This window comes from Limnohabitans sp., assembly GCF_023910625.1.
Classification (GTDB): domain Bacteria; phylum Pseudomonadota; class Gammaproteobacteria; order Burkholderiales; family Burkholderiaceae_C; genus Limnohabitans_A.
Genome location: NZ_JAAVVW010000002.1, coordinates 150,856 through 176,950, shown reverse-complemented (window position 1 = coordinate 176,950; position 26,095 = coordinate 150,856). Strand labels below are relative to the sequence as shown.

Annotated in this window: 24 protein-coding genes; 10 read left to right on the top strand and 14 right to left on the bottom strand. The window is 62.2% G+C overall.

Annotated features, from left to right (window positions below):
- The first annotated feature begins 36 nt into the window (after window positions 1-36).
- The 8 genes from pufM (at window position 37) to HEQ17_RS00915 (ending at window position 7,233) form a co-directional block, all read left to right on the top strand.
- Complete coding sequence (gene pufM / locus HEQ17_RS00950; RefSeq protein WP_296290839.1) at window positions 37-1,014, top strand: photosynthetic reaction center subunit M; 978 nt, start codon at window positions 37-39, stop codon at window positions 1,012-1,014.
- Window positions 1,011-2,072, top strand: a complete 1,062-nt coding sequence (pufC, locus tag HEQ17_RS00945; RefSeq protein ID WP_296290838.1) for a photosynthetic reaction center cytochrome PufC — start codon at window positions 1,011-1,013, stop codon at window positions 2,070-2,072. Before pufM ends, pufC begins: the two co-directional genes overlap by 4 nt.
- A 29-nt stretch (window positions 2,073-2,101) precedes the next feature.
- A complete protein-coding gene (locus HEQ17_RS00940) occupies window positions 2,102-2,914 on the top strand; it encodes a hypothetical protein (RefSeq protein WP_296290837.1) in 813 nt (270 codons plus the stop codon).
- Window positions 2,907-4,439 (top strand): 1-hydroxycarotenoid 3,4-desaturase CrtD, encoded by a 1,533-nt coding sequence (gene crtD / locus HEQ17_RS00935; protein ID WP_296290836.1) that lies wholly within the window; start codon window positions 2,907-2,909, stop codon window positions 4,437-4,439. Before HEQ17_RS00940 ends, crtD begins: the two co-directional genes overlap by 8 nt.
- On the top strand, window positions 4,436-5,299 hold the full coding sequence (locus HEQ17_RS00930) for a carotenoid 1,2-hydratase (protein WP_296290835.1): 864 nt from the start codon (window positions 4,436-4,438) through the stop codon (window positions 5,297-5,299). The genes crtD and HEQ17_RS00930 overlap by 4 nt, the downstream gene beginning before the upstream one ends.
- 134 nt (window positions 5,300-5,433) lie before the next feature.
- Entirely contained in the window at window positions 5,434-5,586 is a 153-nt protein-coding gene (gene pufB, locus HEQ17_RS00925) for a light-harvesting antenna LH1, beta subunit (protein WP_026039355.1), read from the top strand.
- A 12-nt stretch (window positions 5,587-5,598) separates the two neighbouring features.
- On the top strand, window positions 5,599-5,790 hold the full coding sequence (locus HEQ17_RS00920) for a light-harvesting protein (RefSeq protein WP_296290834.1): 192 nt from the start codon (window positions 5,599-5,601) through the stop codon (window positions 5,788-5,790).
- A 51-nt stretch (window positions 5,791-5,841) separates the two neighbouring features.
- Window positions 5,842-7,233, top strand: coding sequence for a PucC family protein (locus tag HEQ17_RS00915; RefSeq protein ID WP_296290833.1), 1,392 nt, complete (start codon window positions 5,842-5,844; stop codon window positions 7,231-7,233).
- A gap of 541 nt (window positions 7,234-7,774) precedes the next feature.
- On the opposite strand, the gene HEQ17_RS00910 is transcribed toward HEQ17_RS00915, so the two are convergent.
- The gene (locus HEQ17_RS00910) at window positions 7,775-8,542 is read right to left on the bottom strand and encodes an aspartate/glutamate racemase family protein (RefSeq protein WP_366937996.1); all 768 of its coding nucleotides are present in this window, start codon (window positions 8,540-8,542) and stop codon (window positions 7,775-7,777) included.
- Window positions 8,543-8,797: 255 nt separating this feature from the next.
- Between HEQ17_RS00910 and HEQ17_RS00905 the strand changes: the two genes are divergently transcribed.
- Both HEQ17_RS00905 and HEQ17_RS00900 read left to right on the top strand, forming a co-directional pair.
- Window positions 8,798-9,778, top strand: coding sequence for a tripartite tricarboxylate transporter substrate binding protein (locus tag HEQ17_RS00905; protein ID WP_296290832.1), 981 nt, complete (start codon window positions 8,798-8,800; stop codon window positions 9,776-9,778).
- Window positions 9,779-9,893: 115 nt separating this feature from the next.
- Window positions 9,894-10,535, top strand: coding sequence for a flavin reductase family protein (locus HEQ17_RS00900; RefSeq protein WP_296290831.1), 642 nt, complete (start codon window positions 9,894-9,896; stop codon window positions 10,533-10,535).
- 13 nt (window positions 10,536-10,548) lie between these two features.
- On the opposite strand, the gene HEQ17_RS00895 is transcribed toward HEQ17_RS00900, so the two are convergent.
- From HEQ17_RS00895 to bchB, 13 genes are read right to left on the bottom strand one after another with little or no spacing between them, the layout of a single operon-like run.
- Window positions 10,549-10,992, bottom strand: coding sequence for a BLUF domain-containing protein (locus HEQ17_RS00895; RefSeq protein ID WP_296290830.1), 444 nt, complete (start codon window positions 10,990-10,992; stop codon window positions 10,549-10,551).
- Window positions 10,989-12,104, bottom strand: a complete 1,116-nt coding sequence (locus HEQ17_RS00890; protein WP_296290829.1) for a phytoene/squalene synthase family protein — start codon at window positions 12,102-12,104, stop codon at window positions 10,989-10,991. The genes HEQ17_RS00895 and HEQ17_RS00890 overlap by 4 nt, the downstream gene beginning before the upstream one ends.
- Entirely contained in the window at window positions 12,091-13,641 is a 1,551-nt protein-coding gene (locus HEQ17_RS00885) for a phytoene desaturase (protein WP_296290828.1), read from the bottom strand. Before HEQ17_RS00885 ends, HEQ17_RS00890 begins: the two co-directional genes overlap by 14 nt.
- Before the next feature lie 7 nt (window positions 13,642-13,648).
- Window positions 13,649-14,431 carry a putative photosynthetic complex assembly protein PuhE gene (gene puhE / locus HEQ17_RS00880; protein ID WP_296290827.1) on the bottom strand — a complete coding sequence of 261 codons (783 nt, stop codon included), beginning with the start codon at window positions 14,429-14,431 and terminating at the stop codon, window positions 13,649-13,651.
- Window positions 14,425-15,507, bottom strand: coding sequence for a magnesium-protoporphyrin IX monomethyl ester (oxidative) cyclase (acsF, locus tag HEQ17_RS00875; RefSeq protein ID WP_296290826.1), 1,083 nt, complete (start codon window positions 15,505-15,507; stop codon window positions 14,425-14,427). The genes puhE and acsF overlap by 7 nt, the downstream gene beginning before the upstream one ends.
- A gap of 29 nt (window positions 15,508-15,536) precedes the next feature.
- The gene (gene puhC / locus HEQ17_RS00870; RefSeq protein WP_296290825.1) at window positions 15,537-16,037 is read right to left on the bottom strand and encodes a photosynthetic complex assembly protein PuhC; all 501 of its coding nucleotides are present in this window, start codon (window positions 16,035-16,037) and stop codon (window positions 15,537-15,539) included.
- Window positions 16,034-16,714 (bottom strand): photosynthetic complex putative assembly protein PuhB, encoded by a 681-nt coding sequence (gene puhB / locus HEQ17_RS00865; protein ID WP_296290824.1) that lies wholly within the window; start codon window positions 16,712-16,714, stop codon window positions 16,034-16,036. Before puhB ends, puhC begins: the two co-directional genes overlap by 4 nt.
- Entirely contained in the window at window positions 16,711-17,475 is a 765-nt protein-coding gene (gene puhA, locus HEQ17_RS00860) for a photosynthetic reaction center subunit H (protein WP_296290823.1), read from the bottom strand. The genes puhB and puhA overlap by 4 nt, the downstream gene beginning before the upstream one ends.
- Window positions 17,476-17,503: 28 nt before the next feature.
- Complete coding sequence (locus HEQ17_RS00855; RefSeq protein ID WP_296290822.1) at window positions 17,504-18,964, bottom strand: BCD family MFS transporter; 1,461 nt, start codon at window positions 18,962-18,964, stop codon at window positions 17,504-17,506.
- A complete protein-coding gene (gene bchM / locus HEQ17_RS00850; protein WP_296290821.1) occupies window positions 18,961-19,671 on the bottom strand; it encodes a magnesium protoporphyrin IX methyltransferase in 711 nt (236 codons plus the stop codon). Before bchM ends, HEQ17_RS00855 begins: the two co-directional genes overlap by 4 nt.
- A gap of 33 nt (window positions 19,672-19,704) precedes the next feature.
- The gene (gene bchL / locus HEQ17_RS00845) at window positions 19,705-20,616 is read right to left on the bottom strand and encodes a ferredoxin:protochlorophyllide reductase (ATP-dependent) iron-sulfur ATP-binding protein (protein ID WP_019429120.1); all 912 of its coding nucleotides are present in this window, start codon (window positions 20,614-20,616) and stop codon (window positions 19,705-19,707) included.
- A complete protein-coding gene (locus HEQ17_RS00840) occupies window positions 20,613-24,452 on the bottom strand; it encodes a magnesium chelatase subunit H (protein WP_296290820.1) in 3,840 nt (1,279 codons plus the stop codon). The genes bchL and HEQ17_RS00840 overlap by 4 nt, the downstream gene beginning before the upstream one ends.
- Window positions 24,427-26,082, bottom strand: coding sequence for a ferredoxin:protochlorophyllide reductase (ATP-dependent) subunit B (gene bchB, locus HEQ17_RS00835; protein WP_296290819.1), 1,656 nt, complete (start codon window positions 26,080-26,082; stop codon window positions 24,427-24,429). The genes HEQ17_RS00840 and bchB overlap by 26 nt, the downstream gene beginning before the upstream one ends.
- Between the last annotated feature and the right edge of the window lie 13 nt (window positions 26,083-26,095).

The following is a 26,095-nucleotide window of genomic DNA, read 5'->3' as shown; positions in this document are numbered from 1 at the left end:
ACCCGTCCGAACCTGAAGATTTGAGGAGTACCGCAAATGGCCGACTATCAAAACCTGTTCACCACGGTGCAAGCTGTGGGTCCGGTCCACCACGGAGTGGAGCTGGGTCACGGCAACAGTCCGCGCACCGGGCAACCCGTGATCAATTACTGGATCGGCAAGCTGGGCAACGCCCAATTGGGTCCGATTTACCTGGGGGGGCTGGGCTTGGCCTCGCTCGTGTGCGGCTTGATCGCCTTTACCCTGATCGGCATGAACATGCTGGCCTCGGTCAACTACGACCCGATCCAGTTCGTGCGCCAGTTGTTCTGGCTGTCGCTGGAGCCACCACCGCCAAGTTATGGCTTGAGCATGCCCCCGCTCAACCAGGGCGGCTGGTTCCTGATCGTGGGCCTGTTCCTCACTGCTTCCATCATGTTCTGGTGGGCCCGCACTTACCGCCGCGCGGTCGAACTGGGCATGGGCCTGCACATTGCTTGGGCATTTGCCGCGGCCATTTGGTTGTTTTTGGTGCTGGGTTTGTTCCGCCCCATCCTGATGGGTTCATGGGGTGAGGCCGTGCCCTACGGCATCTTTTCCCACCTGGACTGGACGGCGGCCTTCTCGTTGCGCTACGGCAACTTGTTCTATAACCCCTTCCACGCGCTTTCCATCGTGTTCCTCTATGGCTCTGCCCTGTTGTTTGCCATGCACGGTGCCACCATCCTGGCCGTGACACGTTACGGTGGTGAGCGCGAGATCGAGCAGATCACCGATCGGGGCACCGCCTCCGAGCGCGCAGCCTTGTTCTGGCGCTGGACCATGGGCTTCAACGCCACCATGGAATCGATCCACCGTTGGGCCTGGTGGTTTGCCGTGCTGTGTCCCATCACGGGCGGCATTGGCATCTTGCTCACCGGCACGGTGGTGGACAACTGGTACCTGTGGGCCATCAAGCATGGCGTGGCACCCCCTTATCCCGAGATTTTTCCGGCGGTGGTTGATCCCACGCTGAGCACTGGAGGCAAGCCATGAGCACGAACACACCCAATTGCGCGACAAGGGGCAGCCGATGGCTCAAGGGCCTGGGGTTGTTGCTGGCGGGTCTGGTGTTGGCCGGTTGCGAAAGGCCGATTCCCGAATCGGTGCAAAGCGGCTATCGGGGTACCGGCATGGCGCAGGTCTACAACGCCCGCTTGCTCGAAGTCAAAACCGACAAGAACCAGCCACCTGCGGTCATTCCCTCTCCTGGATCAGAGGGTCCCAAGGCCTCGAAGGTGTACAAAAATGTCAAGGTGCTGGGCAACTTGAGTGTGGGCGAATTCAACCGCCTGATGGTCTCGATGACCAACTGGGTGGCCCCCAACGAAGGCTGCGCTTATTGCCACGCCTTGCCCAATTTTGAAGACGACAGCAAGTACACCAAGGTGGTGGCACGTCGCATGGTGGAGATGACACAACACATCAACGCCGACTGGCAGCCGCACGTTGCCCAAACCGGCGTGACCTGCTACACCTGCCACCGGGGTGAGCCGGTGCCCAGCGCGATCTGGTTCAAGTCTGACCCCCAACCACAAGGCTCCAATTTCATAGGCGACAAAGCCGGACAAAACGAGCCCTCCAACGTGGTCAACCTGTCCTCGCTGCCCAATGACCCTTTCACCCCGTTTTTGCTGGACAAGCAAAACATCCGGGTCAATGGCCCCACAGCGCTGCCCTCTGGCAACCGGCAGTCGATCAAGCAGGCCGAGTGGACCTATGGCCTGATGACCCACATGTCGACAGCGCTGGGCGTGAACTGCACCTATTGCCACAACACACAGTCATTCCAGAATTGGGAAATCAGCCCCCCACAGCGTGTGACGGCTTGGCATGGTATCCGCATGGCGCGCGACCTGAACCTGACCTTCATGGAACCTTTGACCGAAGTCTTCCCCGCTCACCGCAAGGGCCCCACGGGGGATGTGGCCAAGATGAACTGCGCAACCTGTCACCAGGGGGCTTACAAACCCCTCAATGGTGCTCCCATGGCCAAAGACTATCCCGAGTTGCTCAAACCCGCTTTGGCCGCTGCCAAAGTTGCGGCCAAGTAGCCTCACGGGCCCATTGCCGGACGCCCGTCATGGAAGTCAGCTCAACGTTTCATGACCCGCTGTCCGGCGTGGTGGTGGTGTTGCTGGCCGACTTTTTGCGTCAGCACCAGGGCTGGGGCTGGTTGCGCCTGGTGGCAGGTGCCAGCCCCTACAAAGAGGTACCGGGGCTGACCATGGCCAAGGTCATGGGCAGTGGCCACGGAGGCGGTTTCAGTCTGCGCCCCAGTGCCACCCACCAGGGCCTGATCTGTACCTTCACCCATCTGGATTTAGCCCTGCAGTTTCTGGACAGTCCCGCTGTTGAGGCCTACCGGAGCCGCGCGCGCGAGTGCTGGATCGGCATCATGTCGGTGCAATCGGCTCGGGGCCATTGGGACAAGCAAGCCTGGCAGGCCACCAGCCCAGTGGCTTTGGGCGCAGGCATGGGCGATGAAGCCGCCCGCAAGACCCCCTTTGCTGTGTTGACACGCGCCAGCATCGTGCCCAGCAAAGCCATGGCTTTTTGGCGTTATGCGCCGGCCACACAAGCCGATTTGTCGAAAGCACCGGGCTGTTTGCTGGCCATGGGCTTGGGCGAGGCACCGCTGGTCAGGCAATGCACTTTCAGCTTGTGGCAAGACACGTCGGCCATGCTGCAATACGCCCAACAGGGTGCACATCAGGTGGCCAGTGCCGCCGCTTACAAACACCAGTTTTTTTCGGAGTCGCTGTTTGTCCGCATGCAGGTGCTGCACATGGCCGGGCAGTGGCTGGGACGCCGTTACGAGACCCCAGCGCTTCGTTTGCCGCAGGCACTGCCCCCCGTGTTGGGCAAACCCGCGTTGGAGCCCAGCAATGTCTGAACACCAAGTGGTCATAGTGGGTGCAGGCATGGGCGGTTTGTGCAGCGCCATCCTGTTGGCCAACCAAGGGCTCGACGTGACCGTGGTCGAAACCGCTGACGGCCCTGGCGGCAAGGTCCACAGCCGCGAGGTCATGGGGACCAGCATTGACAGCGGTCCCACCGTGTTCACCATGCGGTGGGTGCTGGATGCTTTGCTGCACAGTGTGGGCACCAGCGTCGAAGCCGAGATGAAGGTCACGCCGCTGAACGTGCTGGCGCGTCATTTTTGGCCCGATGGCAGCCAGCTCGATTTGTCGGCCAACCCGAAAGAGAGCGAAGCCGCCATTGCCGCCTGGTCGGGCGGTGACGAGGCACGACGCTTTCGTGATTTTTGCAAAACCACACGCCAGCTTTACGCCACGCTCGAAGGCCCCATGATCTGTGCCCAGCGCCCCAGCATGGCCGGTTTCATGGGCGACTTGGGTCTCAAAGGCTTGGGCGTGTTGGCCCAACTGGGACCCATGCGCAGCCTGTGGCAACAACTGGGTCATCAATTCACCGATCCGCGTCTGCGCCAGTTGTTTGCACGCTATGCCACGTATTGCGGCTCTTCGCCTTGGCAGTCACCCGCCACCCTCATGCTGATTGCCCAGGTCGAGATGGACGGGGTGTGGTCGGTCGAAGGCGGCATGGTGGGCATGGCCAAGGCACTGGCCCGTGTGGCGCGCCGCCGTGGGGCGGTTTTCCGCTACCGCAGCACTTGTCAGCGCATCGAGCAGCGGCAGGGCCGGGTATGCGGAGTGCACCTGCAGTCCGGCGAATTTTTGCCTGCTGACCGTGTGATCTTCAATGGCGACGCCGCCGCCTTGCGCCAAGGCCTGCTGGGTGATGATGTGCGCCGTGCGGTGCCTCAGGACGCCCCGCCGCGCTCCCTGTCGGCTGTCACCTGGTCTATGCACACGCCTGTGCAGGGCGTGGCACTGGACCGCCACAACGTGTTCTTTCAAAGCAGCTACGCCAGCGAGTTCGACGACATTTTCAAGCGCCGGCGTCTGCCGAACAAGCCGACGGTTTACGTGTGTGCCCAAGACCGCCCAGCCGATATGGATGCTGGACAAGCCGAGCGTATTTTTTGTTTGGTCAACGCCCCCGCCTGCGGTGATGGCAACGGCATCACCGAGGAGGCTATAGAGCAATGCCAAACCCACACCTTTCAGCACCTGAACCAACTGGGACTGCAACTGCGCCCGACTCCCAGCAACAGCATCCGGACCACACCGCAGGATTTCCATCGGCGCTTTCCGGCCAGCGCAGGAGCTCTGTACGGGCAGGCGACTCACGGCTGGACCAGCATCTTCAGCCGACCTGGCTCCGCCACGCCCCTGTCGGGCCTGTATCTGGCGGGGGGCAGCGTGCACCCGGGGCCGGGCGTGCCGATGGCGGCCCTGTCCGGGCAACGGGCGGCCGAGGCCGTGATGGCCAGCCTCGCTTTGACCAGCACGTTCCTGAAGGGGGCTACCTTTGGTGGTATGTCGACGCCATGAGTGATTGTGGACAACACGGCATCACCCTGATTGCCTTTGTGGGCAGCGTTTTTTCGCCTTATTACGCTTGGGCTCGGCGGCGCGGACGTGGTGACCCGGATGACCACTGCGCCCTGAATGTGGCCATTTACAGCAAAGGTCAGGGCCGCTGGGGCATGACCGAGCGCGGCCGCAGACACTGTGCGCGCAACGCATCGCAGTTCACGGTTGGCCCGAGCCAACTCCATTGGGACGGCGATTGCCTGAACATCGACATCAACGAAGTCAGTGTGCCCTTGCCGCGCCGCATCCGGGGCCGCATCAAGCTCTGGCCGCAACTGCTGTTTGGATATTCCACGCCCTTGGACGTGGCCGCACGCCACCGTTGGGGGCCCTTGGCCCCGTCAGCACGCATCGAGGTGGATTTGAGTGCCCCCGAGCTGAAATGGAAAGGCCACGCATACCTCGACTCGAACGAAGGCGACGAGCCGATCGATCGGGGTTTTCACACCTGGGACTGGTCGCGGGCACGCATGCGCGATGGCAGCACAGTGGTGTTTTATGACATGCAAGCCCCAGGACAGGCCGATCACACACTGTCCTTGCGCTTCACGCCGCAAGGTGCGGTAGAGACCATCGAGACACCACCTGTGCAGACCTTGTCCAAAACCGGCTGGCGCATCGCACGGCGGATGCGCAGCGAGCACCCGGTCAAGGTGCAGGAGCAACTCGAAGACACGCCGTTTTACCAGCGCGCCTTGCTGCAATTTGATCACGCGGGTGAGTCCTTGCTCGCCTTTCACGAAACCCTGTCGGTGCCGCGTTTGGTGTCACCGGTGGTTCAAGCCATGCTGCCCTGGCGCATGCCCAGGCGGGCTTGAGATGAACAGCCTTGCACTTCACCCACCCGGCTACGGCCTGCGTGCGTTGTGTATCAAGGCCAATCCATTCCTGGCCGTGGTGGCCAAGAATAGCCCTCGTGCGGGCCGTGCACGTCTTCTGCAAGGAGAAAACTATGTCTAACTCAGACAAAGTCTGGCCAACGGGACTGACCCAGGCCGAATCGGAAGAGATTCACCGCAATCTCATCCAGGGCACGCAGATATTCGGCATGATTGCCGCATTTGCCCATCTGCTGGCCTACATCTACTCACCTTGGCTCAAGTAAAGGAGTCACAACATGATCTACTCGAAAATGTGGTTGGTGGTGAAACCTTCGGTGGGTATCCCGGTGTTCATTGCGGCCGTGGCCATTGCCTCGTTCAGCGTGCACCTGGCCCTCACCCTGAACACCACCTGGGTGAAAGACTTCCTCAACGGCAGCGCCAAAGTCGCCGTCGCAGCCCCGGCGGATGCCGCAGTGAAGAAGTAACGGGCTTGTCCCGCCGAAAGGCCAGGCGCGCAAGCGCCTGGTCCTTCTCTTATGAGAAAAACACACACTTCATGGACGCAGTCGCTGGCCAATCTGGGCCCGCGCTTTTTGCCATTTGCCGACGCCGCCAGCGATGATTTGCCGCTGTCGCGTCTGCTGCGCTTATCGCTGTTTCAAATTTCTGTGGGCATGGCCATGGTCATGCTGGTGGGTACCCTCAACCGCGTGATGATCGTCGAGCTCAAGGTCTCGGCCACGCTGGTGTCCTTCATGGTGGCCCTGCCTTTGCTGATCGCGCCCTTGAGGGCCCTGATCGGTTTTCGCTCCGACAACCACCGCTCGCAACTGGGCTGGCGGCGCGTGCCCTACATCTGGATGGGCAGCTTGCTGCAGTTCGGTGGTTTTTCCATCATGCCCTTTGCACTGCTGGTGCTGGCCGGTGCCGGCCAGTCCAGCCAGGCCCCAGCCTGGGTCGGACAAGTGGGAGCAGCAGGGGCCTTCCTGTTGGTGGGCCTGGGCATGCACACCGTACAAACCGCAGGCCTGGCGCTGGCCACCGACTTGGCACCGCCAGAGCGTCAGCCCCAGGTGGTGGGCCTGATGTACGTCATGCAGCTGATCGGCATGATCGGCAGCGCCCTGGTACTTGGGTTTTTGCTGCACGACTACAGCCCCGGCCAGCTGATTCGCGTGGTGCAAGCCGTGGCCGTGACCACGCTGGTGCTGAACGTGATCGCCTTGTGGAAGCAGGAGCCGCGTAGCCGTCTGCGCAAACCCGGCACGCCCATCGAGCACACATTCGCGCAAGCCTGGCAACTGTTTTGCCAAGGCCCCAACACACTGCGCCGCCTGCTGGCAGTGGGCCTGGGCACCATGGCGTTCACCATGGAAGACGTGTTGCTCGAACCCTATGGTGGCGAGATCTTGCACATGAGCGTGTCCAGCACCACCTTGCTCTCGGCCACCTTGGCGCTGGGGGGGCTGCTGGGCTTTGCCTGGGCCTCGCGCGTGCTGGGGCGCGGCGCAGACGCCTACCGCATGTCTGGCTGGGGCGCCTGGATCGGTTTGCCCGCCTTTGTGGCCATCATCGCGGCGGCCCCATTGGTCTGGCCTGCGCTGTTTGTGCTGGGCATTTTCCTGATTGGTTTGGGGGGTGGTTTGTTTGCCCACGGCACCCTCACCGCCTCCATGCAACTGGCCCCACCAGGCCAGATCGGTTTGGCCATGGGTGCCTGGGGGGCCGTGCAGGCCACGGCCGCTGGTGTGGGCATGGCCGCAGGCGGCTTGGTGCGTGACGGTGTGGCGCTGATCAGCAGCCCCGTCATGGGTTATTCGGCCGTTTACCTGATCGAAATTGCCCTGCTGTTGCTGACCCTGTGGGCCATGGGACCTTTGATGCGTTCAAAGTCCCCCTCTGTACGCCAGCCTGTCATCTCTGCATAATCTATTCCCACGTCGTTCACAAGATCAACTCGCAACTCAAGGACTCACCATGGAAATCAAACACATCCTCATCATCATGTTCGTGGTTTTCTGCCTGTTCATGGTGGCCAATTGGTTGAACAGACCCAAAGGCCCACGCAAGTGATGCCTGAAGCCTGACACCCCAAAAAGACCGCGGCGAAGCGGTTTTTTTGTGGGTGCACGGCGCACACGTCGGGCTTCATGGATCCGGCCTTGTGAAGTGAGGGTGTCCTAAATTCAGTTCGAAGGCAGGATGCCCAAGGAATGATCCTAGAAAACTCAGTTGAACGCGCCCGAGGGTGCTGACATGGGGGGCAATGGCCAGGCGCGAGGAGGCCGCAGGCTGCACCCCTGGAACGACGAGCAACGCCGCCAGTGCCCCCCAGGGCTGTGCCATCGGGTGCGTAGCGGTGTCACCCACAAGGTGAGCGTCTTCGTGCTCACAAAGTTCAGGATACATCAGGGTTTCCAGCGGGGTCAAAGCGGGCAACTGCGTTTTCTAGGATGATCGCAGCCCCGTTTACACAAAACTCTGTACACCCTCTCTTGAAATGCTTCCGAACGCATCGGGCATACCCTGCCATTGCGCAAAAAATCCGTCTTGGTCGTGGGGCGCTGGCGGTGTGCCTTGGCCAAGCATGACTTCCAAGCCCGCCAGCGCACTGTCAATCAAGGGCAGCACGATGTGCGGCTGCAACAGCCGGGCGTAACCAGCCAAACCCGCGCCGCCCAGGATGATGGCGGCCACACCGGACTGGGCCGCTTGCTGGCAAGCCTGCGTCAAACAGCGAATGGCCATCTCAGGATCAGCCTGGAGTGCCGCACCGGTGGGGGCCACGGTTTCGATGTGGCGCAGTTGTGGCCCAAAGCCCAGGCTGCCGGCCAAGCGGTGCAGCATGGGCTTCCAGCGTTCGCCACCGGTCACGATGGCAAAGGGGCCGTGCGCTGCGGCCTGAATGAAGGAGGCCTCAGCCAGGCCAGTGACCGGGCAGCCACTGGCTTCGCGCAGCGCGAACAAGCCCGGGTCGCCAAAACAGCCAATCAACACACCATCCAATGGATCGGACGCGACGCTGCGCTGCGCTGCCCACGCATCCAGGCAAGCATGCGCGGCCACCACATGGCTGGCTTCGCAGGCGATGTAGTTCGCACCGAAGCTGGCGGTGTGCACATCCAACTGAACGCCCGGCGGCACCAGCGGCTGCAAGACATCTTGCAGCCGCTGTGTGGTCAAAGGATTGGTGTTGGGGTTGATCAGCAAATAGCGGCGAGGAGTTGGCATGCTCATGACTGGTTTTCCTTTCTCAAACGGTGTGCGAACTGCCTTAAATCAGTGCAAGGGGTCGATTTAAAACAGTGCGCGTCTGCGATTAAGCCCTTTTTTGGTGCGTTTTTGGGATTTCGACTGTGCGGCTCGCGCATTGTTGATGACGGCGGGGGCTGGAAAGCATCTATCGGGCCGGGTTGGCACAACTCCTGCGTAGCCACATCGCTGGCCAGTGGCCAAGCCATTTTTTAACTTTGCTTTGCTCTAGGAGTCCCCATGAAACGTCGTGAATTACTGGCCGTGGGTGCGGCCACATTGGTTGCCCCTTGGGTCCATGCCCAGTCGTCTGCTTGGCCCAGCAAAGGACCGATTCGTTTGATTTGCCAGTACCCGCCCGGTGGCTTGGTGGACACCGTTGCCCGCATGATGGCGCCCCACCTGTCGCAGGCCTTGTCTCAAACTGTGGTGGTGGACAACCGCGCAGGAGCGGGTGGTTTGATCGGCACCGAATTCGCATCACGTCAGGCCGCCGATGGTTACACCCTGCTGGTCAGCCACGCCTCGGTGCATATCTACGCCACCGCCACCCGACGCACCATGCCGTTCGATCCGGTCAACGATTTCACCCACATGGGCATGTTGGTCGAAGCGCCCATGCTGCTGCTGGTGCGGGCTCAATCGCCTTACCAAACCCTGGCGCAGTTTGTGAATGCCGCCAAAACCAAACCGATGCGTTATGGCACATCCGGCATTGGCTCTGCCAACCACCTGTATGGCGAATTGCTGAAAATCGAGGGCAAGGCCAGCGAGCTCGATCATGTGCCCTATCAAGGCAGTGCACCGGCCATGCAAGACTTGCTGGGTGGGCAGATCGACGGCGTGTTTGACCCTGTCACCACTAACGTCAACCAACTCAAGGCCGGGTCGTTGCGCGCATTGGCCGTGTCAACGCCTCAGCGGATGGCCGCATTTCCCAACATACCGACTTTTGCCGAGTTGGGCTATGGCTCACTCACGGGATCACAGTGGTTGGGCCTGTCTGCGCCCAAGAATCTGCCAACGCCCATTGCACAGCGCCTGACCGCATTGATCCCAGAGATCCTGGCCAAGCCCGATGTGATGGCACGGCTGGAGGAGGTGCAGACTCTGCCTCGCAAGCAGCCGGTGGTGGGGGATGATTTCGTCAAGCTCATCCAGTCCCAAATCAGCAGCTGGACAGCCGTGGCCAAACGCGCCAAGGTCGAGGTGATCGCCTGAGCGCCAGCCAAGGCTTTGATGCCAGCACAAGGCGGCAGCTTCCGGTAAGGTCTAGACTGGAAACTGCCGTTTTGTGTTTGCATCTCCCTCAACCCGCATCTCCTGGAACCCCTTAATGACCGAAGTCGACTTTGACCAGATCAGCAGTTATCAGCGCTACAAGCTCATGGCCAGTCTGATCGTGCCCCGCCCCATTGCTTTGGTGACCACGCTAGGGGCTAATGGGGTGGTCAATGCGGCGCCGTTCTCCATGTTCAACATGATCGGGGAAGACCCGCCCATCCTGATGATCAGCATCAACAGACTGCAGGACGGCCGGCTCAAGGATACGGCCGCCAACATCCTGCACAACGGCCAATTTGTGGTGCACATGTCTGACGAAGCCATGGCGCAGAAGATGCACGATTGCGGCGAATCATTGCCGTCCGATGTGAGCGAATTGACCGCCGTGGGCTTGACGCCTGTGCCCTCGCACACCGTTGCTCCGCCGCGCATCCAGCAAGCGCCTATTGCGTTTGAGTGCGTGCTGCACGAAAAGCTCGAAACTCCCAGCCGCTACGTTTTCATTGGCCGCATCCAGTGGCTGGCTGCGCGTGATGGGCTGATCGACACCGAAGCCTGGCGTGTCAACCTGCGCGATTACAAACCGGTGGCCCGATTTGGTGCGAGTTTTTACACCCGCACCGAAGACCGGTTTTCACTGTCGGACAAGGCGGGGGAAGCGCCGTCGGTGAATACGGCGATTGATCAGATGTGAGTTGGCTGGTGCCTCAACCCGCAGGCAACCGAATCGGCTGACCGGTCTCCAGCAAATCCATCACCTGCTGCATGACCTGCGCGCCAGTGGCCGAATAGGGGTCAAAGTCGGGGTGGTGCAGCCGGACCATGGGGTCGTCCACCGACAGGTGCACGAGTGCCATGGACCATTGGCCAAAGCGGCGTTCGTGGATTTCTTCGTAGTGCAGGATTTCCACGTCGCGGTGGCGGATGTCGGCGCTGATGCGGCGGTACAGGGCATTGACGCGGCTGCGCTCGCCTTCGAGGACCTGAAAGAAAAAACCTTGTCCTTGGCACAACACGCCGGTGATGCCCTGCACGGGGTTGTGGGCTTGCGCTTGTGCCAGGATGGTCGTCGTCATGGTGGTGGTTTGCGGGCCAACGGCGCGGCTCACGTACAGCAGCCGCACGTTGATGGTGTGGCTGGGCACCCTCATGGTGTTTGGCGCAACGCGTTGCGGTCCAGGCGCTCGGTTTCGCGGCGCTCAAACAGGTTGAGCATCCAGGCCACGCGCTGGGGCATGGCGCGGTTGGGAAAGTAGGCTTTGTTGCCGGTTTGCTGCGTCGCAGCTTGGCAGCCTTGCACCAGCCCAACGATGGCCGCCAGTGGCTCTGGGGTGCGGTCGCTCACGCGGATCCAGTGCACCTGGGTCCAGGCGCTGGCCAACAGCATGAGTTTGCGCGTGGTGCTGACCACGGTGCGTTTGTTGACCGAGTCCAGGCCTTCCCGGCGCAGTTGGTGGCCAATCTCGGCGTAGATCATGCTGGCCGCGCAAATGGCGGCGCGGCAGTCAGGCGGCAAGGCGGCGATACCCGAGTGCGCTTGTTTGTAAAGGCGGTCGGCTTCTTCCAGCAAGCGCTCAATGACCTGTGCAATGGCCGGGGTGAAGCAGGGGTCTGCGCTCCAGGTTTCCGGGTTGACGCCCGCTTCGATCAGCCAGCGGCGCGGCAGGTACAGGCGCCCGATGCTGGCGTCGTGGCCCACGTCACGGGCGATGTTGGTCAGTTGCATGGCCACGCCCAGCTCGCAAGCGCGGGCCAGCGTATCCATGCTTTGCGGTCCCATGATCCAGCTCATCATCGCGCCCACGCTGCCGGCCACTCTGGCGGCATAGGCGTGCAGGTCTTCGATGCTGTCGTAAGTGCGACCGCCAGCGTCCCAGGCAAAGCCTTCGATCAGTGCGTCGAGCAGGTGGCGCGGCAATTTGTGTTGCTGTACCACCAGGCTCAGGGCGTGGTCTTCGACGTGATCGTGCGGGGTGAGTGCATAAATCGCGTCCAGGCGGTTTTGTAGCGCGTCGAGCGGTGTGTCACCCGCCACCGCTTCGTCGACCAGGTCGTCGGCCACGCGGCAAAAGGCATAGAGCGCAATGGCAGCGGTGCGCACACGGAGCGGCAGCAAGCGGCTGGCGGCAAAAAAGGTTTTGGAGCCGCCTTGCATCATGGCCACACAAGCTTGCAGGTCTTGCGAGTCAAAGTTCAGCTCGGCGGGTGAGCGTGGGGCCACGGGTTGCTCCAGTGCTGAGGTGGGGTGTTCAGGCGTTGACATGGGGGACCACCGTTTCCAAAGCTTTGGCAGACATCAATACGCCGGGCACGCCAGCACCTGGATGCGTACTGGCCCCCACCACGAACAGGCCGGGAATGTCTTCACTGCGGTTGTGTGGGCGAAACCAGGCGCTTTGCAGCAGCAGCGGCTCCAGGCCAAAGCCTGCGCCTTTGTAGGACCACAAATTATCGTGAAAATCTTGCGGCGTGGTGACTTTGCTGGTCACGATGTGTTCGCGCAAACCCGGCAGTACGCTGGCCTCCAGGCTTTCGGCAATGGCGGCGCGGTAGGTCTCGGCAAAGGCGGGCCAGTCGGTGCCGCTGTCCAGGTGCGGCACGGGCGAGAGCACATAAAAGCTGTCGCAGCCCTCGGGCGCGAGCGATGGGTCGGTGGCGGTGGGGCGGTGCAAATACAGGCTGAAGTCTTCGGCCAGTTTGTGTTTCTTGAAGATGTCTTGCAGCAAGCCCTTGTAGCGTGGGCCCAGCACCATCATGTGGTGCGGCACTTCCTTGTATTGGCGCGAGGTGCCGAAGTACCAAACGAACAGGCCCATGGAGTATTTACCTTGAGCAATCTTGCGGTCAGTCCAGACGCGGCGATGCTCTGGTGCCACCAGGTTTTTATAAGTCCAGGCGGTGTCGCCATTGCTCACCACGATGTCGGCGGCGATGAACTCGCCGTTTTGCAATTCGACGCCACAGGCGTGGCCGTTTTCGATGCGGATTTGCGTGACGGGCGCATTGCAGCGCAGTTGCACACCGCGCTCTTGCAGCAGGCCCACCAGACCGCGCACGATGGCTCCGGTGCCTCCCATGGCCGAGTGAACACCCCAGGTGCGTTCCAGTGAGTTGATGAGCGCATAAGCACAGGTCACGGCAAAGGGGTTGCCGCCGATCAGCAAGGGGTGAAAGCTCATCACGGTGCGCAGCTTGTCGTTGCGCATGTGTTTGGCCACCAGGCTGTACAGGCTGCGCCAGGCGCCCATGCGCATGAAGTCGGGGATGGCGGCCACTAGATCGCTGACCTTGTCAAAGGCCATGTCGCCCATGCCCTCAAAGCCCAGGGTCTTGCAGCGCTCGGCTTCCGCTAAAAAGCGTTCGTAACCAGGCAGGTCGTTCGGCTCAAAGCGCGCCACTTCGGCGCGCATGTGTTCGGGGTCGCCGTTGTAGTCGAACCAGGTTCCATCAGAAAACCGCACGCGGTAAAAGGGGTCCATGGCCACCAGCGTCACATCGTCGGCAAAGCGCTTGCCGCACAAGGCCCAGAGTTCTTCGAGCAAAAACGGTGCGGTGATGATGGTGGGCCCTGCATCAAAGGTGAAGCCGTCCTGGTGGTGCACATAGGCGCGGCCACCGGGGGCGTCGAGCTTTTCAAAGACCTTGACCTGATATCCCTTGACGCTCAGCCGGATCGCCGCAGCCAGCCCGCCAAAGCCGCTGCCAATGACCACCGCCATGGGCCGCTGCGAGCCTCTTGTGAGGGGGGGGCTCTGGGCGCTGCCGGGTGGGGTAAAGCCGTCGGAGGTGTATGCGTTCATGGTGCCTTCAGGGGGGCGAGGTCAAAGCCGGTTTGGTGGTCTGGCCCATGGCCCAACCCCACAACCGCTCCAGCGGCCACGGAAAAATCATGATGAGGTGTTCCACAATCGCCAGCCCCAGCAGCGTGGCGAGCATGACCCAGCCGGTGGTGATGGCCACAGCCCCTTGTTGCGCCAGCCACACCAGCCAGAACCAGGTGCCCATGGCCACGCCCATGGACAGCACAAACCAGGCCGTCATGTCGCGGGTGCGGAAATAGCTGGCCAGGTATTGCAGGTGAGTGGGCAGGTATTGCGCGCCGTTTTGCGGCACGCCAAAAAACAAATTGAGCTTGGCCGACAGGCGCATGCACCACAGCAGCGCATAGGTGCAAATGGCCACATGGCTGGCTTGCCCCTCTTGCATCCACCACAGTACGGCAAAGTTGGCCAGCAAGGCCAGCTCGTGGTAGAGCATGACCTGCACCGACTGCACAAATCGTGGCCAACCCGTGGTGCCCGCATCCAGCGGGGTTTTGCGCGGGCCGGTGATCCAGCCGGTGAGAAAGGCCAATTCGTGCCAGCCCCACATGAGGATGACACTTCCAAAGGCGAGGTAGGCGTTGAACACGCTGACCTCTTGCATGCTGTGGGCCACGCCCCAAAAACTCAAAGCCAAAAGCACCGTCCAACCCGCCAGGCTGAAACGGAAGCTGCGCACAGGCAGCCGGTCGAGCCACAAAATCACACCCGTGCCGAGCCACCAGCACAGGGCCGTGAAAACGCAGGCCCAGATGACTTCAGTCACCATGCCGGTTCCATGCGGACCTGGGGCGACAGGTCTTGCTCAATCACGGGCATGAAGTACAGCCGCGCAAATGTGGCTGCTGCCTTGATGGCGCACAGGCTCTGCTGCAGCTTGCCCACCAAGCCGCCGCGTGCCTTGGCTTTTTCCATGGCTTGTGAAAGGGCAAACAGACGCTCAAGGCCGCGGCGAAAGTCAGGGTGGTCGGTGTCCAGCGCCAGAGGGAACACCTGCTTGGTGATCTCGGTGGTGATGCGAAACACCTGGTAGTCGTATTCGCTGGAGTCGAGTCCCATGGCCTCGTGCAGCATGGGGCGGGTGTGGTCGCGCACGTACATGGTAGCGTACACAGCCAGCAAGAAGAAGCGAATCCACAGCTTGTTGCCGCCGCTCAGCAGCTTGGGGTTGGCCCGCATGATCAGGGCAAACGATTCGCCGTGGCGGAACTCGTCGTTGCACCACAACTCAAACCAGCGAAAGATGGGGTGGAAGCGTTTTTCGGGGTGCTTTTCGAGCTGGCGGAAGATGGTGATGTAGCGCGCGTAGCCGATTTTTTCGGACAGGTAGGTCGCGTAGTAAATGTATTTGGGCTTGAAGAAAGTGTATTTCTTGGTGCGCTTCAAGTTGCCCAGGTCGATGCCCAGGTTGAAGTCGCGCAGCGACAGGTTGATGAAGCCCGCATGGCGCGATTCGTCCCGGGCCAGATAGGTCATCAGCTGCTTGATGTCGGGGTTGGTGACGTTCTTGCGGATTTCGTTGTAGAGCACACAGCCAGAAAATTCCGAAGTGAGTGAGCTGACCAAAAAGTCCATGAACTCCTGGCGCATCTCGGGAGAGAGGCTGGCCATGCCTGCTGCCACTTCGCCTGCAAAGGCTTCGTCGCGCTGGAAGTGGTCGTGGTTGTTGTCGCCCTCGTACTCGGCCATCATCTTGTCCCACTCGGCGCGCACCGGCTCGATGTTGATGCGGTCCATGGCCGCAAAGTCGGTGGTGTAAAAGCGCGGGCTGATCATGTCGTCGTGCACGGCTTTTTTGTTGGCGTCTTCAGCGGTTTCGATGGTGTGGACAGCGGTGGCGGTCATGGTGTTCTCCGGTGCGGGTTCAGTCTGGATCAGCGGGGCGCGTTTGTAGGCGTGGTGTCTTGCCCTGCCAGTCGCAGGCTGGCAAACACGGCCGCGTTGCTGGGGCCAAACGACTCCAGGTCAATGCGCTGGCCGGTGCTGGGGTCTTGCAGGGTCAGTCGGCCGTCAGCGCGACCGATCAATAAAAAGGGGGCTTCTTTGCCCAGACTTTCGCGCTGGCGTTCACGGGCCAGTGCGCGCAAGGTGCTGCGCAAAAAACCTTGCTCGCCAGAAAACACGGCCACTTTTTGGCCGGTGCGGTGGTCCAGCACGGCGATGTCGCCGCCCGGCAAGTCTGTGAATTGCAGGTCGCGCTGCCACTGCACGGCGGCGTCGGGCGTGCGCGGGTCCAGACCCGACCAGCGGGCCAGGCCCACGGCCACAAGCATGGCCAGCAGCATCACCCCGATCCAGGCCATGGGCCGGTTCAGGCCCTGGGTATGAGTGGCTGGTCGGCTGGGTTGCCAGTCGTGCTTGGGCAGGGTGTTCATGCCAGCATGCCTTGGTGAGGTGCCGAGGAGTGGCTTGGGACCGCCGCATCGCCCAGCTGCAAGTTTTGTCCCGAACGCTCGGCACGCCACAGGTCCAGCAGCAGTTCGCCGACTTGCTGGCTGTCAGGCACGCAGCGCAAAGTGGGCTGCGGTTTTGTGATGTGCCAGGCGCGTTGGTGTGGCCACAGGTGGAACCAGCCGATCCGGTCTTCGGCGTGCAAAGCCAGCGCGATGTCGCCAGTGCCTGCGCCTTGGGTCTTCAGGGAAGCGCCTGCGATGCGTTTGAAGGGCAGGTTGAAGGTCAGCGTGAGCACGATGCCGATGCGCATGACCACACGCTTGTTGGTGAGGGTGTAGAGCGTGCTGCGCGCCGACATCCAGGCCGAGCCCAAGAGCAGGGCCAAGGCCAGGGCGTAGAGGCTGGCGGCCACAACCAGGGGTTTCCAGTCGACTTCTGTCAGGGGCTTCCAGCCAGTGCCGCTTTCGGGGGCCGTCAGGTTGATCACTTGCACGGCCAGCATCAGCGCGAAGTACAGCGCAATTTTGCGCACATGAAACGCGTGGATGGCCAGGCGTTTCCAGTCGGGCGCGCCCTGCCAGACCACGCGCTCGCCCTTGGGCAGGGCGCTGGGCAGGCCGGGGGAGGCCTCCCACTCGTGTTCGTGGGTGGCTTTCATATGATGGGTTCCTGACGCTCAGGCGTCGCGTACAAGGTGCCTGCACCGTAATAAGCCGTGATCTTTTCTTCTTCGAGCAGGGTGATCTGTTCGTTCGACTTGGTTTGTGGCACGTTGGCAAACTGGTGCGCCAGGATGGCTTGCACATGGGTGCCATCTTTCTTGATGCGCGCAAAAGTCATGGGCAGCAAGACGCGTTTGTCGGAGCCTGCCAGTTGCACTTCAGCGTAGCGGAACATCATTTCCATGCGGTCCACCCAGAGTTCGACCACGGTGCCTGCGATCTCTTTGTCTGCTCCCCAAACTGGCAGACCGCGTGGGTCGACGTCTTGCTTGGCGACCGAGTGGTCGGTGGCCACACGCAGTGGCACGATTTTGGGCTGACCGTGCGGGTCAGCGTCAGGAATGTCGGCGCGCATGGCCCATGCACCAGGCCCCACGCCCGCGAGCAAGGGGTCGCCCACAGGCTCCAGGGGGGCACCGTTCCAGCCGTGAGTGGGTTGGCCACTGTAGCTGCCGTCAGGGCGGGCCAGGTCAGGCGACAAATAGCTGTGACCGTCTTGGGTCTTGAAGGCCTTGGGCTCGGGCACGGGCGGCCAGCCTTCGATTTTGGGACCATTTTCACGGCCTGAATCCATGGGGTAACCCTCGCGGTGGTTTTCCCGCAAGAGGTAATAAATCAGCCCCGCAAAGAATGCCCAGAACATGTACAACACGATTTGGGCCACATCGATGTACTGTGTGATAGCGCCTGTTTCCATGGCTGTGCTCCTTCAAAAAATCTGTGCGTCAGCCTGGCAGTTGTGCCAGGCCAAATGGGGTTGAGGGGGTGCTGGGACTCTGGGCTTTGGCCCTGGCTTCCAAGTGGCTGGCGCGCAACATGGGGCCCAAGGCCACCAGCACGACAAACAACAAATACATTTCCAGGTGGTAGACAAAGCTGTAGGCGGTGATGGGGGTGACCAGCACCTCGCCCAAAGCGCCCGACATGGCCAGCACCGACACTCCGTCGCGCAAAGCCCCGCCAAGAGCCATCGCTGCACCCGCGCTGGTGGCTTGCACCGCGCCCCAGGTGCCGATGACCAGGCCGCCGAGTTTGCCGAGCGGGCTGCCGTCTTGGGCCATGCCCATGGCGGTGACCAGCATGCCCACCGAAAACAAACCACCGCTGAAACCGATCAGGCCCACGCCAATGCGAAACATCCAGGCCGCTTCGAGCGGCCCCGAAAAAATCACCATCGCAAATGCGGGCAAGCCCAGCAGCACACCCAGGCTGGCCAAGCGGCAGGCGTGCATGCCACCCGACAACCATCGTGCCGACAACAAGAAAGCCAGCAAAGCGCCACCGGCACTCAGGCCCGTGAGGGCGCTGGTCGCACCCACATCGAGCTTCAGGATTTCTGCCGCGTAGGGCTCCAGCACGATGTCTTGCATGTTGAAGGCGAAGGTGCCGATGCCCAAGGTCCACAAAAAGCGGCGCATCTGAGGTTCGGCCATGAGTTCGCGCCAGCTGCTGGCAAAGCCACCGGCTTCGCGGCGTCCGCGCTTGACGCCACGGGCCTCTTGTTTCCACAAGGCGGTCAGGTTCATCACCGCCACCACCACGGCGCAGCCTTGCACCAGCTGAATGAGTTTTTGCGGGCTGAAGTCGGCGAGCAACCAACCAAACACCGCGCTGCTGACGATCATGCCCACCAGCAACATGCTGTAGAGCAGTGCCACCACGCGGGGCCGCTTGTCGTCGGTGGCCAAATCGTGCGCCAAGGCCATGCCCGCAGTTTGCGTGACCTGGATGCCGGTGCCCACCAGCACAAAAGCCAGGCATGCGCCCAGCTGGCCTACCCACAGGTTCGCGGCATCGGGCTCGGACAAGAGCAACAAGGCAAAGGGCATGATGGACAGGCCGCCAAACAGCAGCAAGGTGCCGGTCCACATGTAAGGAATGCGGCGCAGGCCCAGCGCCGAGGGGTGTGTGTCGCTGCGATAGCCGATCAAAGTGCGCAGAGGGGCAAACACCATGGGAATGGCCACAGCCAGCGCCACCCACCAAGCGGGCACTTGCAGCTCGACAATCATCACCCGGTTGAGCGTGCCCACCAAGAGAGCGGTCACCATGCCGATCACCACCTGGAACAGCGACAGGCGCAACAGGCGCGCCATCGGCAGTTCGGGCGAGGCCGCGTCGGCAAACGGCATGAAGCGCGTGCCGTAGGCCGTCAGCCAGCGGGGGACCGGGATGTGCAGTTTCATGCGCGGGTCCACTCCCAGGCTTGTGAGGTGTAAAAACCGCTGGCCACGCGCTGCATGCGCGCGCCTTGCCAGCCCTGCAAATCGATGTGGTTTTGCATGCGTTGCAGCAAGTCAGCGTGTGCCACGGGCGAGAGCGAGGGCGAGCGGTCGCTGCGCGGAAACAAGCGGCCCGCGCCGTGCATCAGAGCCAACAGGGGCGTGCGCGGCGCAAAGGTGAAAACCATGGAGCCGCGTGTGCGCTGCGCCAAACCGGCCAAAGCTTCGGCGATCTGGTCGCTGTCGTAGTGGATGAGCGAGTCCATGCAGACCACATGGTCAAAGTGGCCCAAATCGGGGCTGAGCATGTCGCCCGACAAAAATTCCACCGAGCCGGGCAGGGTGGGGTGTTCGGCGGCCATGCGTTCGGCAGCCAGCTTGACCAAGGTGGGCGACAAATCAATCGCCACCACCTCGGCCCCGCGCAGTGCCGCTTGCAGGGCCAGGGCTCCGGTGCCGCAACCGGCATCCAACACGCGCTTGCCGCGCAGGTCTTGCGGCAGCCACGACAGCAGCGTCTCGCGCATGGTGTCACGCCCGGCGCGCACGGTGGCGCGGATGCGGCCCACCGGCTCGTTCGAGGTCAGGCGTGCCCAGGCATCGGCCGCGGTGCGGTCAAAGTAGTGCTCGATCTGGCTGCGGCGTTGTTCGTAAGCGGTGGTGCTGTTCATGTTTGGCTTTCGGTGCGTTTTTTGCTGCGCGGATCAGTCAAAACCCAGCAGGTCAAAAATGTCACGGTCTTTCATCGGGATCGATGGCAGCGGGTCGGCCCCCAGCCAGAGCGCGGCAGCCAAACGCATGTACTCGTCCTGCACGGCCTTGACGGCGGGGGTGGGCTCGAGCTCGAACAGGGTGCACTTTTGCAAACGGCTCTTGCGGATCTCATCCAGCATGGGGAAGTGCGCCATGGTCTTGAGGCCAGTGACCGCGTTGTATTTGTCGATCTGGTCGGTCGCGTCGCTGCGGTTGGCGATCACGCCGCCCAAACGCACGTTGTAGTTTTTGGCCTTGGCACCAATCGCTTGCACGATGCGGTTCATCGCGAAGATCGAGTCGAAGTCGTTGGCCGTCACGATCAGGGCGCGGTCGGCGTGTTGCAGGGGCGCGGCAAAACCGCCGCACACCACGTCGCCCAGCACGTCAAAAATCACCACGTCGGTGTCTTCGAGCAGGTGGTGTTCCTTGAGCAGCTTGACGGTCTGACCGACCACATAGCCGCCGCAGCCGGTGCCTGCGGGTGGGCCGCCGGCTTCGACGCACATCACGCCGTTGTAGCCTTTGAAAACGAAGTCATCGAGGCGCAGCTCTTCGGCATGGAAGTCCACCGTTTCGAGCGCGTCGATCACGGTGGGCATGAGCTTTTTGGTCAAGGTGAAGGTGGAGTCATGCTTGGGGTCGCAACCAATTTGCAGCACGCGCTTGCCCAGTTTGCTGAAGGCCACCGACAGGTTGGACGATGTGGTGCTCTTGCCAATGCCGCCTTTGCCGTAGACCGCAAACACCTTGGCGGTGCCGATCTTGACGGTGGGGTCCATCTGGAACTGCACGCTGCCTTCGCCGTCTGCGCCGCGTACCCTCTGGATGCTGTTCACAGGGATGCTGGTGGTTTCGATCATGCTGGGAGTCCTTCGTGTATGCCTTCAAGGCGGTCTTCAAGTTCTTCGCCCGCCCGCAGCAAAGCTGTCATGGTTTCGGCGTCGGGTTGCCAGTACTGGCGGCGGGTGGCCTCCAGCAGGCGGTTGGCCACTTTGGCCGATGCGGTGGGGTTGAGCTGGGCCATGCGCTCGCGCATGGCGGGGTCCAGCACAAAGGTCTGGGCCAGTTGTTGGTACACCCAGGGCTGCACTTGCCCTGTGGTGGCCGACCAGCCCATGGTGTTGGTCAGGTGCGCTTCGATCTGGCGCACGCCTTCGTAGCCGTGTTGCAACATGCTTTCGTGCCACTTGGGGTTGAGCATGCGGCTGCGGGTTTCCAGGGCCACTTGTTCGGTCAGGCTGCGCACCACGCCGTCGCCTTGGGTCTGGTCGCCAATGAACACGGGCGGGGCTACGGCCGCGTTGCCGTCGCGCTGGTGCTTGGCCTGCAACACGGCGCGGCTGATGCCGCCCAAGGTGTCGAAGTAGGTGTCGATGCTGGTCACGCCCAGCTCGACCGAGTCGAGGTTTTGGTAGGTCAGAGAGACGCTGGCCAGCGCGCTTTGCAGCACGGCGGTGTTGCGCACCGGGCGGCCTTCGCGGCCGTAGGCAAAGCCTTTGCGCTGGGTGAAGGCGTCGCCCAACTCGTTTTCGTTGTCCCAGCAGCTGCTGTCGATCAGGTGGTTCACATTCGCGCCGTACGCGCCTTCGGTGTTGCCAAACACCCGCAGCGCTGCGCTTTCTAAGGTGCTGCCTTCGTGTTCGGCCAGAAAGGCCAGGGCATGTTTGCGGATGAAGTTCTGATCAGCCGGTTCATCGGCGCTGGCGGCCAAGAAAGACGCTTCGGCCAGCAGGCGGATTTGCATGGGCAGCAGGTCACGGAAGATGCCTGACAGGGTGATGACCACGTCGATGCGGGGGCGGGCGAGTTCGGCCAAGGGAATCAGTTGCGCACCAGCCAAACGGCCGTAGCTGTCAAAGCGCGGAGCCGCGCCCATCAAGGACAGGGCTTGTGCCATCGGGCTGCCTTCGGTCTTGAGGTTGTCGGTGCCCCACAGCACCATGGCCACGGTTTCGGGCAGGGCCTGGTGGTCTTGTTGGTAGCGGGCCAGGAGTTTGTCGGCCTGGCGCTGGCCGTCGCGCACGGCAAAGGCAGACGGCATGCGGAAGGGGTCCAGGCCGTGCAGGTTGCGCCCGGTGGGCAGCACGTTGGCGTTGCGGATCAGGTCGCCGCCAGGTGCAGGAGCCAGGTAGCGGCCATCCAGCGCGCGCATCAGGCCTTGCATTTCGTGGTCTTCGCCCAGCAGGCGGTTGCTGCGCACCAGTTGGCGCAGGGCATCGGCCTGGGCTTTGTCGTCGCTCATCAAATCGGCGCTGAACTCTGCGTTCAGTTGTGCCTCGTTGGCACCATCGACCAGGGCTTCCATGAGGGCGGCGTTTTGGGCGGCTTTCAAACCCATGGCATCGGCCATCACTTTGAGTGTGCCCAGGCGCTGTTCGCGTGTGGGGGCCTGGCCCATGACGTGCAGGCCTTCGGGGATGAGGGCGTATTCGAGTTCGAGCAACTGGTTTTGCAATTGCTCGATCCAAGCGTGCTCGGTGTTGGCATCTGGGTCGAGTGTGGCAGGTACGCTCAGGTCGATGCTGCGGGCTTGTTCGTGGATCAATTCGGTCAGGCCTGCCCGGTCCAAGGCCTGATCCGGGCCCATTTGCTGCCAGCGCTCGATGGATTGCTGCAGGCTGACCAGTTCTTTGTACAGACCCGAATGGGTGAGTGAGGGAGTGAGGTAGCTGACCAGCGTGGCCGCACCCCGGCGTTTGGCCAGCGCACCCTCGGAAGGGTTGTTGGCGGCGTACAGGTAAACATTGGGCAAGGCATCGATCAGGCGGTCGGGCCAACACTGTGCCGACAGGCCGGTTTGTTTGCCGGGCATGAATTCAAGTGCGCCGTGTGTGCCGAAGTGCAGTACCGCGTCGGCGGCGTAATCGTCGCGCAGGTAACGGTAAAACGCGCTGAAGGCGTGGGTGGGTGCGCAGCCGGTTTCAAAGAGCAGGCGCATCGGATCGCCTTCGTAGCCAAAGCCAGGTTGCACCGTGACGACCACCTGCCCAAAGGCCGCACCCAGCACAAAGATCGACTGGCCGTTGGTCAGGTGCTTGCCGGGCGCGGGGCCCCACTGCGCTTCGATCTCGCTTAGCCAGCGCTCGTTTTGCACATGGTGGCCGTTGTCGATGGCGTGCAGCACATTGGCCTGGGTGCCGTATTGGCTGGCGTTGCCTTGCAGCAAGCGTTGGCGCAGGTCGTCTACGCTGTCTGGCAGATCGACCCGATAGCCTTCTAGCGCCAAGCGCTGCAAGGTGTTGAACAGGGACTGGAAGACCGACAAATAAGCGGCGGTGCCCACGCTGCCTGCGTTGGGTGGAAAGTTGAACAACACGATGGCCAGCTTGCGTTCGGCACGTGGTTTGTTACGCAGTTGGACCAGGCGCTGCACGCGTGCGCTGAGCATGTCGGTGCGCTCGCTGCAGGTGAACATGTCCCGGCTGCGCGGGCCAGTGGGGAAGGTGCAGCGCTTGTCGCAGCCGGTGCAGGTTTGCCCGGCAGGGCCGGGGCGTCCGCCGTAGACCATGGGCAAGATGGAGCCGTCGAGTTCGGGGATGGCTACCATGATGGTGTTCTCCACGGGCAGCAGGCCACGAGTGGAGCTGCCCCATTGCTCAATCGACTGGAACTCCAGTGGGTGTGCGGCGATGTAGGGCACATCGAGTTCGCTGAGGGCCACTTCGGCGGCGCTGGCGTCGTTGTAGGCGGGGCCGCCCACCAGTGAAAAACCGGTCAGAGAGACCAGCGACTGGATGGTCGGGGCACCACCAATTTTAAAAAACCGGTCCATTGCCGGACGGGCATCCAGGCCACTGGCAAAGGCGGGAATGACGCGCAGGCCGCGTGCTTGCAGCGAGGTGATCACCGCGTCGTAATGCGCGGTGTTGCCCGCCAGCAAATACGAGCGCAGCAGCAGCAAGCCCACGGCAGGCTGGTCTTTGCGGCCATGACCGGGCAGGTCGCTCAGCTGTTCGCTGATGCGGTTTTTCATCTGCGGGTGGTACAGGCCCACTTCGGGGTATTCGATCGGGTCTTCCGGCTGGGCCAAAGCGCGCAGGGGTTCGCGGGGGCCTTGGGCGTAGCGGTGCACCAGGGTTTTGACCAGATGCTCGATGTTGTGCTCGGAACCGGCCAGCCAGTAGCGCATGGTCAGGAAGAACAGGCGCAGGTCTTGCGCGGTGCCGGGAATGAAACGCAGCAGCTTGGGCAGGCGGCGCAGCATGGCCATTTGCTTGGCCCCGGCGCTTGAGGGCGCGCCGGTCTCGGAACCCGTGTCTTTGTTTTTGGCTGTGGGGCGCAGCTTTTTCAGCAAGGCCATCAGGCCCGTTGATTCGCGGCCCATGACCAATTTGCCCATGCGGGTGAGTTGGGTGACCTGCGGCGCGGACATGATGCAGACCATGGCGTCGCAATGATCGCGGCGCGCTTGCAGGGCGTCGAGCACCGGCAGGAAATGGTCTTCCATGAAGAGCATGGTCACGATGACGATGTCGGCCTGCGCCACGGCGGCCAGGCAGTTGGCCAGGGCGGTTTCGCTGTCGCGCCAGGCCGAGGCGCTGTGGGTTTGCAGGTGCAGACCCGGCAAGTCGCGGTCTAAACGTTCGGCGGCGCTTTCAGCGGCGCTGGCCAGGTGGCTGTCCATGGTCAGCAGCACCACGCTCATGCGTGGTGTTAAGGGCTTGCTGGACTTAGCGGCTGAAATGGGCTTTGGCATCGTAGAGCGTCTCCACGGTGATGGTCGCCACGCCCAGGTCCTGGGCAAATCGCTCGGTGTTGCGACGGGCTTTGCCACGCACAAAGAACGGGATCTTGCCCAGCTCCTTTTCTGCTTCGGCGCTCCAGGTGGCCTGGTTCGAAGCGGCTTGGGCGGGGGTGGCGACGGCTTGGATGCTGTCGGTCACCAATTGGGGCACCGGGGTGCTGGCCGGTGTTTGTGCCATGGCCATGGGCGCGTTGACTGCGGCAGGTGCGGCAGCTACCGGTGCCATGCTCTCAGCCGCAGGCCGTGTGCTGCCCAAATGCGAAGGTGCGGCCCCGGCATGGAATTCAAAGTCTTCGCGGAACATGCCGATCAGGTGTTCTTCCAGACCCATCATCAGCGGGTGCACCCAGGTGTCGAACAAGACGTTGGCGCCTTCAAAACCCATTTGCGGCGCGTAGCGGGCCGGGAAGTCCTGCACATGCACCGGGGCTGAAATCACCGCGCAGGGAATGCCTTGGCGCTTGGCGATGTGGCGCTCCATTTGCGTGCCCAAAATCAGCTCAGGTTGCAGGGCGTTGATCTGGTCTTCGACTTCCAGGTAGTCGTCGGTGATGAGCGCTTCAATCCCGTGGCGCTTGGCGCAGTCGCGCACTTCGCGGGCAAATTCTCGGCTGTAGCTGCCCAGGCCCACCACCTCAAAACCCATCTCCTGGCTGGCGATGCGGGCAGCGGCCACCACATGGGTGGCGTCGCCAAAAATGTAGACGCGCTTGCCGGTCAGGTAGGTCGAGTCGACCGACTTGGCGTACCAGGGGGCATGGGCGTTGTCGGGGTCTTGTGCGGGCAGGGGCAGGCCCGTCAGGGCGCAGACTTCGGCAATGAAGTCGCGGGTGGCGTGGCTACCGAGTGGCACGGTCTTGGTGTAAGGCTGGTCAAACTGGCGCTGCAACCATTGCGCGGCGGCCAGACCAATCTCGGGGTAGAGCACCACGTTGAAGTCGGCCTCGGCCAGTTTTTGCACATCGGCCACGCTGGCACTCAGGGGCGCGACCACGGCCACGTCCACACCCAATTGGTTGAGCAGTTGGGTGATTTCCTTGACGTCGTCGCGGTGGCGGAAACCCAGGGCGCTGGGGCCGAGGAGGTTGCAAGTGGGCCGAGCTTTGGCGGGTTTGTCGGGGGTTTCGGACTTGGCTGCAGGCTTGTGCACCAGGTGGCGACACAGTTGGTAGAAGGTCTCGCTCGCGCCCCAGTTTTCCTTGCGCTGGTAAGAGGGCAGCTCTAGGGCCACCACGGGAATGGTGAGTTTCAGGGCCTGGGCCAGACCACCCGGGTCGTCCTGGATCAACTCTGCTGTGCAGGACGAGCCCACCAGCATGGCCGCAGGATTGAAGCGCGCCATGGCCTGACGGGCTGCGTCTTTGAAGAGTTCGGCCGTGTCGCCGCCCAGATCACGCGCCTGGAAGGTGGTGTAGGTGACGGGCGGGCGGCGCGGCAGGCGCTCGATCATGGTGAACAGCAGGTCGGCGTAGGTGTCGCCTTGCGGGGCGTGCAGCACGTAGTGCACATCGGTCATGGCGGTGGCTACCCGCATCGCGCCCACATGGGGTGGTCCTTCGTAAGTCCAGAGCGTCAGTTGCATGGGGTGTTCCTGA